The organism is Bartonella sp. MM73XJBT, from assembly GCF_028618465.1.
Taxonomy (GTDB): domain Bacteria; phylum Pseudomonadota; class Alphaproteobacteria; order Rhizobiales; family Rhizobiaceae; genus Bartonella.
This window is the reverse complement of record NZ_JAQISY010000009.1, coordinates 46,342-59,907: the sequence shown is the minus strand read 5'-3', so window position 1 is coordinate 59,907 and position 13,566 is coordinate 46,342. Positions and strand designations below refer to the sequence as shown.

Here is a 13,566-nt window from a genome sequence, read left to right as displayed (position 1 = left end):
TCGTGAGAGTAAATGAGGGAGATATTCTGTGTGCTCTTTGCTGTGATATTCTACAATATTTCTTGGTGCAATCTTTGTGAAAGAATTGCACCAAGAAATGGGATTCAAAATAAAAGATTATGAAGTTTAGCCGCTTAAAGCCATGGCTTTTGAGGATTCTGCTTTCCGTGATCGAACGGTTTGTGAATTTTTTTCTGCTTGCATAGAGGTTTCAGAAGCCTCTTGATGCCTGCCTCTTGCTGAGCGTTCAGGCAGTTCAGGAGATTCTGAGAGGCTTTGCTGTCTTTGCCTGTTTTCCTCTTGTTGTGGAGATTGTTCTTGGAGTTTTTGTTGCTCTTCATGCGCCTTTAAAATGTCTTTTCTTGCTTGTTTTACAGTTGCTGTATAACGATCAATAGCAGAGCATAGAGAAGGAACAGCTTCTTCAGCATTTTTGCGTGCATTATCTTTTATACCAAGCATTTGCCTTCCGGAAAGGGAGGCAAATATTTTAGGATAGTTTGCCACTTGCCATGAGAGTCCTTCTCCCAGAAGAGGCATTTTTTGAATATCTTCAGTCTGATATTTAAAAACAAATGGGTCACCATAAACAATGTTAGAATGATTGTAGACTTCTATGAGAGCACGTTGAACAGAGAGATCACTTTGAACTCTTGCTGCGATTTCTTTATGCGAGAGAGATGGAGTTTTTTTCATTTGAGATGTTGTTACCATGCGTGGTCGAACAGTTTGTGGGCTCTGTTCTGTTTGCATAGAGGTTCCAGAAACTGCTTGATTCCGGTGTGTTGATGGGTGTTCAGGTGGTTGAGGGAATTCTGAGAGGCGCTGCTGCCTTTGCATGTTTTGCTCTTGTGGGGGAGGCGGTGCATGGCGTTTTGTTCGCGTTGGAGAAGGAGACGGTGTCCTCTCTTGTCTTTGTTGTTCGGGTGCTAGCGTTGTGCGTGGCTTAGCACCTAGCTGTTCCCAATGGGTTTGCGTGGGGGCTTGAGCAGCTGCTTGATGCTGATGCGTTGATGAGCGTTCAGGTGATTGAGGAGATTCTGAAAGGCTTTGCTGCCTTTGCTTGCTTTGCTCTTGTGGGGGAGGCGGTGCATGGCGTTGTTGTTTTGCTTCTTGGCTTTGTAAAATGTTTTCTTTTGCTTGTTTTATCGCCTCTGCATAACCTTCGATGGCTTCACCCAGACGTGGAAGAGCAATTTCAGCCTGTTTGCGTGCTTCATTCTTTAGGCTATAGAGACTGTGACCAGCAAGTTTACCGAATGTATCAGGGTGGTTTGTCACTTGCCATGCAAGATTTTCTGCCATGTCGGGAACTTTTTGAATTTCTTCAAGTCTATACTGTAAAATACGCGGGTTGCCATAAGCAACGGTGCACCAATAGATGATTTCTGCGTGACAATATTGGACCATTGAACTGCTTTGAACTCTGCGTGCCATTTCTTTCTGCGAAAGGGGACCCATTTCTTGTTCAGCTTTACGCGGCTTTTGTAGATCTTCAGCCATTTGCTTGAGATCCATTGACGATCTGCGGAGTGTTTGTCCTGCTCTATGTCCCTGTACAATGCTCTCTCTTACCTTCTTTACAGTCTCAGCATAATTTTCAAGGGCAAAACATAAGGGGGTAATATTCTCTTCAGCTTCTCTGCGTGCTTGATTTTTTACACCAAGAACTTTTTTTCCAGCAAGATCTCCAACCAGTTTAGGATTGGCTGCAACTTGCCATGAAAGGCTTTCCCCAAGGATAGGATTTTGTTCAATTTCTTCAAGCTTTTTCTGAAAGATATTGGGGTTGCCATAAACCGTTTGAGATAAAGCTTGGATTTCGTCTTTACAGCCTTGAACAAACGCATTGCTTCTAATTTTTGTGGTCATTTCCTCTTTCGAGAGAGAAGCGGTCATTCCTGATGACGCAACTTGTGTATATATGGTTTGCTCTTGTTCAGTAATTGCACCCCGTCTTTGTCTATTGCTTGTGGGAGGTGGTGTTTTTATTTCAAGCTCTGTGTATATGGGTTCACTGTCTTGTTTTGGTGTGGGATTTTGCGTGCTGCCTCTTCCCCGTGGTGCTGCTTGGGGGAGCGGTGTAGAGGGCTCTTGTGGTTGTTGCTTGACAGAGCCGCCTCTCGTGCGTGGTGGTTTTTGTGGTGCGGGTGTTGCGTATATTCCTTCATCTTCTTGTGTTGGTTTGGGATTTTGCCCCCTGCCTCTTCCCCGTGGTGCTGCTTGGGGGGGCGGTGTAGAGGGCTCTTGTGGTTGTTGCTTGACAGAGCCGCCTCTCGTGCGTGGTGGTTTTTGTGGTGCGGGTGTTGCGTATATTCCTTCATCTTCTTGTGTTGGTGTGGGATTTTGCCCCCTGCCTCTTCCCCGTGGTGCTGCTTGAGAGGTAGGTGTTGCATATATGCCTTCTTCCTGTTGTGCCTGTTTGGGATTTAGCTCTTTGTCTCTTGCACGGGGTGGTCTTTGCGGTGCAACTCTTACCTGTGCGGTTAAGGTTTCTTGTGTTGGTGTGTTATTTTGCTGTCGTTCCCTTGCACGGGGTGGTCTTTGTGGTGCAGTTCTTCTCTGTGGTGTTTGGCTTTCTTGTGGTGTCGTGTTGCTTTGCAGATCCTCGCTTGTGTGAGGGGTTTGGGGTGGTATCACTTTTGTATGAGAGAGGTGTTCTGGATGTTTGGCAAGGGGTGGTTTTTGCGTATTTTGGGTAGGAGGCGTTGGTGTTGCTGTAGATTGTTCATTATTTCGTTCAAATGTTTCTACTAAGCGCGCTACAGAAGGGGAGAGGTGTTTTTTTTTCATACAAGCTTCCTTTCAAGCTGTTTTAAATTGTTTTGAAAATCTTGTTGGTGCATTCTTCACCTTTCGTTTTGGTGCCCAATTGAATGATTTTAGCTTTGCGTTGTTTATGAGGTGATGATTGATATTGTAGTTTCAATCATTTAGGGTGGTTATTGGGAGTGTTTTGATGAAACCGTACACCCTCTTGGTACAAACTCTTTTGTGGAGATTGCACCAAGAAACAAAATGAAAAGCCCACAGGGATGCACCGTTAACTGGCAAGAGCCATCGCTTTGGATGATGTTGTTCTACGCGGTCGCACATCTTGGGCTGGTTCTTGTGTATGCCTAGAAGGTCCAGCGGTTTCAGGATGTGATCTTGCCACTAAGTTTTCAGACGGTTTAGCAGCCTGTGATAATTGAGGAGACTGTGAGAAATCTTGTTGTTTCTGCAAGGTTTGAGATGTTTCAGTAGATGATCCAGGATGTTGTTGTGCTGTTTGCTGTTGCTGCGTTTGTGCAAGCTCCTCTCTTACGCTTTGCACAGTATGTGCATAATTGCCCATGGCGCTCATTAAGTGTGAAAGACCTGCTTCAGCATGTCTTCGTGCCTTGTTTTTTAAGCCACCAACACCGACACCGGTATAGTTACCAACAGACTGGGGAGATTCCGCAAGTTGCCATGTGAGCTCTTCTACTAGAGCGGGATTTTTAAAAATTGCTTCAGTTTGTTGTTGTAAAAGCTCAGAGTTGCCAAAAACCACTCTACACCAATATTTGATTTGTGCATGGTGCCTTTTGACCATGGGATGTTGTCTTGTTTTCTCAGAAATGTCCTCATTTGATAGGGAGGCGGATTCTGTTTCAGAAGAATGCGGATTTTGCAAGATTCTATCTAACGCTTCCTTGCCTAGCGAATCTTCATAGTATGGAAGCACTGCTTTTGGGGTCATAAGCAAGTTTTCTCGTACAGATTTTACAGCTTCTACGTAAGAGTCAACAAGGCCACAAAGGGTGGGGAAGCTTTCTTCTGCTTGTTTGCGTGTGCTATTTTTTATGCCAAGCCTTTTTTTGCCGGCAAAGTCATGAAGCCCTTCAGGGGCAACTTTCATTTGTGTGGAGAAGCCATCTCCGGTAGAAGGATCTTTTTGAATCTGCGCCATTTTTTCTTGCAAAACATCTGCATTGCCATAAACAGTTTGACACATACGTCGGATTTGCTCTTGATATTCGTTTATCAATCGGCTGTGTTGTAGTAATACCATAATTTGCGCTTCAGAGAGAACCAGTCTTGTTCTTGGTAAAGATGCTGTTGCGGAGGGTGTTTGTTCTTCTCTTGAAAGAGACGGTGTTTGCTCGCTTTCTTCTGGTATAGGAGAAAGTCGTCTACTTTGTGGAGCAACTTCCGTGTATACGGTTTGAGGACTTGGTATTCTTTCGGCATATCTGCTCAGAGACTCTGCGGGTTTCGAAGTCACCGTTGCGTATATCACATCATCTGGAGTTTTTAGGCTTGATTGTTTTTGCCCTTTTGCTCTCGAGAGAGGAGATGGTTCTTGGCGCTGTTGAGAAGATGGTGTGGAGGGTGGGGGTTGGTTAGCTACTTCTGCGGCAGCTTTTTCATAGAGTTCTATGAGTTCATGTACTGAGGGAGAGAGGGGGGATTGATGTTTCTTCATGCATGTTTCCTTTTAATATTTCGAGAAAACCTCTTTGGTGCACTCTTCCCCTTTCATGTTTTTATAGTTTTATAGAAAGGAAGATATTAATGGGAATAGCCTCCAAAGATTTGCGCTATTCGCCCTCCTTGTAATCGACATTTATGTCTTTAATGCAGTTTTTTTGTGAAATTTTATCAATAAGTTATATAAAATGACGCGCTCTTTTTTAACGTTTTTTTGTTACATTTCATAACAATTTTTGGCGCAATCGCTTAATTGCAACTGCGCCAAAAAGATTCATTAAAAGGCAAAAATTTATGTGTTGCTATATCATGCAGACTTACATAGCAAAAGCCATTCCTTTACCATGTTCAGGACTCTGTCTGCCCCGCGTCTGCTGCTCTGGAGAATTTTGTCCTCTCTCTTGTGAGTGATCATGATGATGACGACGGTGATGATGATGACGACCGTGTTCTTGCCCTTCTGGACTTGCCTCTCTCGAATGTCCACGCCCTCTTTCCTGCTCACGGGTCAAACGACTGTGTAGTTTTTGTGCCTGAGCTATATGTCTTTCAAGAGTAGAACAAAGGGAGCCAAATTCCTCTTCAGCCTCTTTGCGGGCTGGGCTTTTTACGCCAAGGAGTTTTTGACCCGCAAGTTTACCAGGTCCTTCAGGATTTGCTGCAAGTTCCCACAGAACCTTGTCTCCTGCTCCAGGATTTTCAAGAATCTTAGAGAGTCCTTCATTTAAAGCATGCCGATTACCATAAACAACTTGGCATCGTTCTTGGAGTTCCAATACAGTATATTGGAATTCTGGGGTTTGCATCATCTTTGTTCTAATCTCATCTTGCGGCGTTCTTGGAGGGGGGGTGGTCCTGCCTGAGCCAACGCCCTCATAGAGAGGATTGTCTAGGCGTTGAGAGTCTTGTCCACCTCCTGTGCCCATGCCAACGGTTGCATAGACAGACTCTACAGGCTTTGTGGGAGAGCGCCCACCATCAGCACCCATGCCAACGGTTGCATAGAGATGTTCTGGTGATTGAGGATTTCGCCCACCCCCTGCACCTCCGCCAACGGTTGCATAAACAGACTCTACGGGTTTTGTGGGGGAGCGCCCATCTTGATCCCAGTTAAGCTCTGCATAGAGATGTTCTTCAGGACGTGGCCTACCCCCTGCACCCCCGCCAACGCTCTCATAGAGGGGATTGACTCGTTGTTGAGACTCAGGATCTCTTCCTAGATTATTCAGATCTCCTATTGCATAGGGGTCTACTAGTTTTTTGGCGCGTTGCCCATTACTTGGGTTCCCAGGCAGTCTGTCATAGGGATTGCCTAGTGGCTTTTGGGGTGCATAGATCGTATCTTGCGAGAATGGGGGGGCAGCTTCTGGTGCTCTTGGGGATGCATAGGCAGATTCTGCTGGTCCTTGGGGGCGCTGCTGTTTTGGTGATTTTTTTACTTGTGCGTAAAGGGGTTCTCCACCAGCAGCTCCTAGGTTTTGTTCTTCTAGATTTTGTCGTTCAAACTGTTGTCTTAGTTGATCTACACGGTTAGAAGGGGACGGTTGATTTTTTTTCATGCATGTTTCCTTTCAATATTTGAGAAAACCTCTTTGGTGCACTCTCCGCCTTTATATTTTGACTTCTTTATACAAAGCAAAATATCCATTTAAATGACCTCCAAAGACTTGCGCTATTCAGGGATAAGGATAATCGACATTTATGTCTTTAATACAGTTTTTTTGTGAAATTTTATCAATAAGTTATATAAAATTGCTTGCTCTTATTGGATAATTTTTTTTTGTAACATTTTATAACAACTCTGAAGACTCTCAAGAGGGAATGTTACGCATAAAGGGATGAGAGAAAAAGGGAAATCTCTCTGTTTTTTGTTTAGCCTGTGAGAGCTAGGGATGAGGAGCGGCTCACTTTAAGACTGCGCATCTGACATTGTGTTTCTTTGGTGAGAGTGAGAGTTTTGGCAATTTCTTTGGCTTTGCTTTCCGATACACCAAGGAGGCAAGAAAGTCTTGTGTGCTCTTTTAACTCTATGGCTTGACGATCTTCTGGTGATAAACGATTGTTTAATTGGCGCGAAAAACTGTGGAGTTGTTGTTGTAGAATAGGAGAACGAGACAAAGCATTTTTTTGTTGTTCTGATGGTAAAGCAAAAAGGTCTTGTAAGTCTTTACTTGGTTTTGCAACAGATTGGCTCAAGCGATTTTGTTGCCTTGCATGGTGTTCTAGAACTCCTTCCTTTGTTTGTTGTGCGGCTGTGGCATAATTTTTTAGTGCTTCACTCAGTTGTGGAATATGCTGTTGCGCTTGTCTGCGCTCTGGACTTTTCATGCCAAGTATTTTTACCCCTGCAAGCTTAGAGATCGATTGAGGATCTTGGGAAATTTGATCGGCAAATCCTTGACCAAAGCTTGGATCGGCAGTTATCAGCTCCATTTTTGCATTGAGGATTTTCGCGTTGCCATAGACGAGCTTTGATAAGCGTTGGACCTCTTTTTGATGTGCTTCAACGAAGGGGTCGTGTGCAACTCTTGTGAACACTTCTTCATTGCTGAGAGGTGGTAGTGTTTCTTGTGGAATGAGTGTTTCTGTTAAATTTTGTACGTTTGATTTTGCAAAGCAGATGGATGCGCCATTTTGTAATGTTTTTACTTGTTCCGGGGTGAGATCATCTTTGGGCGCGACAACGAAAGCATCACCCACCTCTATGACAAAACCTTCTGCTCCTGCACCTCTATAGATGCCATTATAGATTTCACCTTCTTTTGCTGCTACAACAAGACGATTGTTGATTTCTCCAAGTCCAGCGTTTCTCATATTGGAGATGAACTCTTTTAAAAGCTGTGCTTTTTGGGGATGGGTCATATCTTCAAAGAGATGGTGCATCGGTTCTGGATTACTACGCTGCATGGCTTGAATACTGGCTTGGGTTAAGCGCTCATGTGTTATAGCAGAAAAATCAATGTTATGACCTGCGACTTGTCCAAGTTTTTCCATAAACATTCGTTGTACACGCCCATTGCCTTTTCTAAAAGGATGGGCGTGGTCGAGAAGCATATAAACGTGAGCGGCATTTGCAGCAAATTCTTGGCGCGATAAACCTCGTAAATTGTTCTTTGTATGCAGCATTTTCTCTAATTGTCTCAATTCTTTTTGAATCTGCCCCCCCACGGCAAAAGGAACTTCATGTCCTTTAGGGCGCATGGCTGGCATACGGGCTATAGAGCCATCTGAAAAGGTAAAAGATTTTTCTCGTGTTTGGCCTGCCCATTCAAAACTTTGATGGAAAAGGCTCCAATGAAGTGTTTTGAGATAAGCGGCATCAAGTTTTTGGGGAGCTGGTTCATAGCGAAGATTTACTGCTTCTTTGGCTGCATCACGGGCAACGCGGTCATACAGTTTTTGGCAGTTTTTAATGCCATATTTATTTTTCAGGGTTTTGGTGTTTTTATACAGATAATTCTGCTCTAGCATCTATTTTCTCCTTATAGGATAGAGGGTGTTGATGAGGGTGTGTTAAACTTTTTATGTAAAAAGCCCCCCTGCGTGTATTCTTTTGAAATGTTGGGCAGTTGGCTTCATTTTCTTGCCTATAGATCTGTTGTTTGCTTCCCTGTCTTGGTGCTTTTGTAATTCTTTTTCTGTGAGAGGGAGAGAAGAGTCTGTTCGCGTTGTTGTTAATGCAGGTTGCTTTTGTGTATTTGGGGAAATGTTTTTGGAGAGTCTTTGTTCTTTTCGGTTGGTCAGGCTGACAAGGGGGAGTTTTTCGAGGTGTTTTTTTGCCAAAGCTCCTTGATGGGGCTTTAGAGCGTGAGATTGCTGGTCATGATTGCCAGCGTTGTTTTGGTATTGGGGGCATTTTTTATAAAGACGAATAGCGTTGGGAAGTACGCGCATAAAAGCCATGTTCAAAGATTTTTCTCCCCCATATTTTTCTTGTTGGAGCATATGAGATTCCTTTTAAACTGGCTTTTTAAATAAAATAGATGTCTTTATCCTTTGAGAGTGTTGCTCTTGTTTTGATGATCATTTCTCATAAAGAGGCATTTTTCATTATTTCTTTGCTTTTGGAGCAAAACGGTTTTTTTCAGCAGCTGCTAACATTTCTTTTCTTCTAAAATAGATCGCACGACCACATCGTAAAGGGGGTTGCCCTTGCATAAGAATAATTTGTTCATCTTGACGCATTTCTTGAATAACTTCGTGGGGTAAAATCAGCGCTCTTTGCTGATAATTGATGTTGTAAGAGCTCTGTCCTAAAGACAAGCCTCTCGATTTGTTTGTTCCTGCAACCTCAACGGTCATTTGACCACAGCGCTCTGAAATATCTTTGGCTGTTTGGAGGTCTTTAATAGCAGCATAGCTCACAAAGGAACAGCTTTCAAACCATGAGCGTGCGCCTGATTCTCCAAAGTGATTGACCAACTGACCGGAGGATTGATAAAAGAGCATGAGTGAAGTGCCATATTTACGACCACGATCGCGTGCCTCTTCTAAAATATTCATATAACCAAGAAGATCGACTTCGTCTAAGACAAATAAAACACGCTTTTTATAGTTTCCATCAGCTGTAATCATGGCATTTAAAAAAGCACCGATAATGACTCGTCCAATTGCTGGATAGCTGTTCAAAATGCTGGCAGGGAGATTGAGAAAAACATCTGTATTGCCATTTGTAATATCTGAGGAGGCAAAATCATTACCACAGACAAGATCAGCATAATTGGACAAAGAAAGCCATTGGGTGTCTTTTGAAGCTGTTGTGTAGACACCTGAAAAGGTTTGCTCTGCCATTTCCGTGAAAATACCAACCATTTCACGAATAAAAGGAGAAGGTGTCGTTTCTTGAATCATGCGTAATTGATTGACAATAGCTGTTTCTGATTGAGACAATATCTCACGCAATGTTTTTAAAGTGCGCTCATGGTCCTCATATTCATCGGAAAATATGACATGTGCAAGAAGAGCTGTTAAAAGATTATGCGCTTGTGTCGAGAAATATTCTGCCGAAGAATTATCTGATTTTTTGTCCGAGATAAGCAATTTGGAAAAACCCACAATATTGGCTTCACGTTGTGGGCGTGGGACACTGTCGTCTAAAAGCCAATCAAGGACATTAAAGTTTTTTGTTAAAATAGAATTGGGATCAAGAACAATAACATTTCTATTGCCCATTTTTTTCCGTGCAAATCTGACCATTGGTGCAACTTCTGTGGAAGGGTCAAGGCAAACGATAGAGCCGGGATAGGTCAAACATGTTGGAACCACTGTGCTGGTTGTTTTGTAGCCACCAGAACCAGCAAAAAAAATCATATGGGTTGAACCAAAATCAAGATTGAAGGTGAGGAGGGGTACTTTTCCACCTTTCCCCCATGTCGTCTTATTGCCAGGTGCAAAGGGAATATTACACACACTATCTTGGTCAACACGGTATCTCTCGCCAACAACAATTTGGCCGTTGGCAGGAAAAATTTTAGCTGCCTCTCTCAAATTCATCCATGAAGCATCACCAAAAATCCCTTTTTTGGCACGCTTGACCTTGTTTTTGCGTGGAGAGGCTGTAATAAGTTGGATTGATAAAAGAGCGAAGCTGATGATGATGCCAAAGACAACCATGGGGTCCATGAACTTGAGCGCATAACTCCAAGTTATCCCTTGTTGACCAACATAAGGGCTTAAGCGTTGTATCTCACTGCCAATATGATAGAGGGCTGTGATGCCAAAAAAGACAGTTGAGACAAATGTGATTGCTTTGCGTAGGTACAGTTTTTGTGAGAGACTATAAAGTAACGATATACTGGCAACCATGACCAGTATTAATAAAGGTTCTGAACGCAGATACCAATAAAGTTGCTCGCTATCCAGCCCATTTGTGACAAAAGACAATAAATAAGGAATAAGGAATATTGTGAAAATCCCTAAAGCGATTGGCGCTAAAATAAGCGCCATCTGTGTTTTTGTATATTTCATTTTTGTCTGACTCTCAGTTTTCTCCAGATTTGTTGTTGTTCATATTTTACGGTGACAGGCTACTAAACGGTTTGCTTCTTTCATGGTTTTAGAGAATGTCAAAACATCTCTCAGTATGGTTTCAAAATAAAGCAACGAGATTTCATTGCCTTTAGCTAGCCATAGCGAGTACTTTTGAACAATGGAGCGTACGTGTTTGGCTGTGCTGGTATAGTTCTTTGCTTTTTTGAACGGTTTGTGTAATTTCTTGTGCTTTATTTACAGATGTGCCAAGAGCTTGCGCGAGTGCTTCATGATCACCATTTTTGATCGCTTTATGTTCTTGTGCAGAAAGACGAGCATTGACGTTTTTTACAAGATTACTGAGCTCTTTTTGAAGAACAGGATTTCTCGCTAAAGCCTCTTGCTGCAATTCTTTTGGCAAGGCGAGAACGTTTTGCAAGTTTTGACTTGGTGTCTCTACTTCTGTTGCACGGCGTTTTTGTTCTCTTTGATGTTCTTGCAAGATTTCTTTTTCAGCATGTTGTACCGCGTGTGTAAAATTCATCACTCCAGCACAGAGCGTCTCAACATGATTTTTAGCATTTGCGCGTGTACGATTTTGTAGACCACATAAACTGAAACCTGCAAGCGGAGCAACAGAATGCGGTACTTGTTCAATCTGATTGGCGATATATTGACCACAACTTGGATTTTTAATAATCGCAATCATTTTATCATCACATTTTTTCGAGCTGCCATAAACAGTCTTCGACAACTGTTGGAGTTGTTTGCGACTTGTCTGGACACAGGCATCTTCGGCAATTAATTCCGCTATTTCGGCTTTTGTCAGAGGGGCTAATGTCTCTTTGGGGATAAGAGTGTTCTCAAGATCTCTGCTTTTGGGAGCGGTAAAGGTAAATTTGTCGCCAGGTTTTAATGTTTTTAATTGTTCTGGGGTGAGATCCTCTTTATTGCCGATGATGTAAGCACCTTTTACGTTGAAGGCGAAGCTGTTGAGACCAGCACCTCTATAGGTGCCTGTGTAAGTTTCACCTTCTTTTACAACCATAACAGGACGATCATTCACATTGCGTCCCAGATCTTTCATGCTGCCCATAAATTCTTTTAAAAGGCTTATTTTTTCTGGATTGGAGATATCCTCAAACAGATGTTGCATAGGCTCTAGATCGCCTTTTTCTGCTACTGAAACACTGGCGAGCATCATGCGTTCTTTGGTGACAAGCGAAAAGTCAAGCTGATGTCCTGCTGCGAGAGCGAGATTTTCAAAAAATACTCGTTGTGTGCGTCCATTACCTTCTCTGAATGGGTGAAGTTGGTTGAGAGCGTTAAATAAGCTTATTGCTTCAGTGTTAAATTCTTCACGCGTTAAGCCTTGCAAATTATCTTTTTCTACAAGTGTTTGCTCTAATCTTTGTAAGCCTTGTTGAACCTCATCACCGATTGCAAAAGGATTTTCCCACCCCGTTCTTTTCATTTCTGGCATGGCGGCTGTGGTGCCATCTGCAAATGTGAAAGGGATATGGCGGGGATGACCAGCCCATTCAAAAGTCTTTTGAAACAACTGTTTATGAATATGGCATAGATAGGCGATATCAAAATGTTCTGGGAGGGGTTCCTTACGCAGATCACCCATTGCTCGTGCTGTATCATGTGAGCATTTGTCCAGAAAGGATTTTAAGTCTTTTATTCCATATTTATTTTTGAGTGTTGTCGTTTTAGGATAGACATAATGATGGGGCGAGGTCTGGTCTCTATTTTTTGTCTTTGCTTTGGCTTTTGGCATCGTTACTTCCTTATAATGTAGAGTTGTCCATAAGGGTGTTAAACTCCTCTCATGAAATATTTCCCCTCGCATATGCTTCTAAAATTGTAAGTGTTTTGCAATGAAGCGTTATCCCTTCAACGGCGTGGCTGCTGATGGCTGCATCAACTGCTTCACGGCGCTTTTTCAGTTCTTCTGGTGTCATTGATACAAGCATTTTCTAGCGCCTTTATTGGCATTTATTCTTCCTTTCCAGCTTTTCAAGAATTGCCTTTAAAAATCTTTTTTAGAAGGTGTGTTTTTTCAGTTTCCCCCAAAGATATTTCGCTGTTTGAACGGGTCGTAATAGATTTCTGTGACTTTAAATTTTCCTTCAATTCGTTTGCATTGAATGATGATGTCAATCATTGAAATTAACAGACCACGGATATCATCACGCTCTAAATCACTTCCTCCCTCACTTTCTTTGACCAAAAGGGTCATTTGTTCAAAGGCAGCAAGTGCTGTTGAGGCATGAACCGTGGTAATCGAACCGGGATGTCCTGAATTGACATTGCGGATATAGTAAAAAGCTGTACCATCTCGAAGTTCTTGTAAAAGAATGCGATCAGGACGCATGCGTAATGCAGATTCAAGCAGTTCTTTGGGACCAACAGAGGATAAACCTTGTCCATCTTTTGAATAGATCATAGAAACATGATTTTGTTGAGGAACAACCAATTCTTGTGTGTCTTCAATGGTAATAATACGCTCGTCATCAGGAATTTTAGCAATTAATGCTTTGGACAATGTTGTTTTACCCGATCCGGTTTTACCAGCAATCAGAATATTTTTTTGGCACGCTACTGCCTGATTTAAAAAGAAAACAAAGTCCTTGTTACAGTAAGCGTCTGCTAAGTCATGCTCAACGCTTTTGAGTTCATTAAAGCGTGATCGATAATCACTTAAGGGCGTAAATGATATTTGCTCACACTGCGAAAAGAGACCTTTATCTGCAAGATCTTCAAGGGAAAAATTCCGTGATGAGGGTTTGCGAATTGTCATACTGATGGTGTCTTTTTCGACCGCTGGAGGAATGACAATTTGAATACGCTCATTACCAGGCAGGGTTGCAGATAAGACGGGATTTTTGTCAGATATATTTTGCTTAGAATAGGACGCGATAACTTTAGCAATTCCTATAAGCTCGTGAAACGAGAGAGCTGGGACCTCTATGGTTTTCCAGCCTTCAATTCCTTCCGTCATCACTTGATAGGGACGATTGATGACAATTTCAAAAAGACTATCATCTTGCAAAAAAGCGTTAATTGGTTCAAGTTTTGTTAAAACAATAGCGATGGTTTCATCGTTTAAATGCTGTAGGTCTTGGTTCATTTCAA

General features: G+C 42.5%; 9 protein-coding genes. All 9 read right to left on the bottom strand.

Annotation, left to right across the window (positions count from 1 at the left end; translation table 11 throughout):
* Positions 1-126: 126 nt before the first annotated feature.
* Positions 127-2,793, bottom strand: a complete 2,667-nt coding sequence (locus tag PVV69_RS04780) for a BID domain-containing T4SS effector (protein ID WP_273756663.1) — start codon at positions 2,791-2,793, stop codon at positions 127-129.
* Between the two features lie 250 nt (positions 2,794-3,043).
* On the bottom strand, positions 3,044-4,450 hold the full coding sequence (locus PVV69_RS04775; protein WP_273756662.1) for a BID domain-containing T4SS effector: 1,407 nt from the start codon (positions 4,448-4,450) through the stop codon (positions 3,044-3,046).
* 322 nt (positions 4,451-4,772) lie between these two features.
* The gene (locus tag PVV69_RS04770; protein WP_273756661.1) at positions 4,773-6,014 is read right to left on the bottom strand and encodes a BID domain-containing T4SS effector; all 1,242 of its coding nucleotides are present in this window, start codon (positions 6,012-6,014) and stop codon (positions 4,773-4,775) included.
* Between the two features lie 313 nt (positions 6,015-6,327).
* Complete coding sequence (locus tag PVV69_RS04765) at positions 6,328-7,926, bottom strand: BID domain-containing T4SS effector (protein WP_273756660.1); 1,599 nt, start codon at positions 7,924-7,926, stop codon at positions 6,328-6,330.
* A 51-nt stretch (positions 7,927-7,977) separates the two neighbouring features.
* Positions 7,978-8,400, bottom strand: coding sequence for a hypothetical protein (locus PVV69_RS04760; protein ID WP_273756659.1), 423 nt, complete (start codon positions 8,398-8,400; stop codon positions 7,978-7,980).
* A gap of 105 nt (positions 8,401-8,505) precedes the next feature.
* A complete protein-coding gene (gene traG, locus PVV69_RS04755) occupies positions 8,506-10,422 on the bottom strand; it encodes a Ti-type conjugative transfer system protein TraG (protein WP_273756658.1) in 1,917 nt (638 codons plus the stop codon).
* Positions 10,423-10,573: 151 nt separating this feature from the next.
* Positions 10,574-12,208, bottom strand: coding sequence for a BID domain-containing T4SS effector (locus PVV69_RS04750; protein WP_273756657.1), 1,635 nt, complete (start codon positions 12,206-12,208; stop codon positions 10,574-10,576).
* 49 nt (positions 12,209-12,257) lie between these two features.
* Positions 12,258-12,404, bottom strand: a complete 147-nt coding sequence (locus tag PVV69_RS04745; RefSeq protein WP_273756656.1) for an antitoxin VbhA family protein — start codon at positions 12,402-12,404, stop codon at positions 12,258-12,260.
* An 86-nt stretch (positions 12,405-12,490) separates the two neighbouring features.
* Positions 12,491-13,561, bottom strand: a complete 1,071-nt coding sequence (gene virB11 / locus PVV69_RS04740) for a P-type DNA transfer ATPase VirB11 (RefSeq protein ID WP_273756655.1) — start codon at positions 13,559-13,561, stop codon at positions 12,491-12,493.
* Between the last annotated feature and the right edge of the window lie 5 nt (positions 13,562-13,566).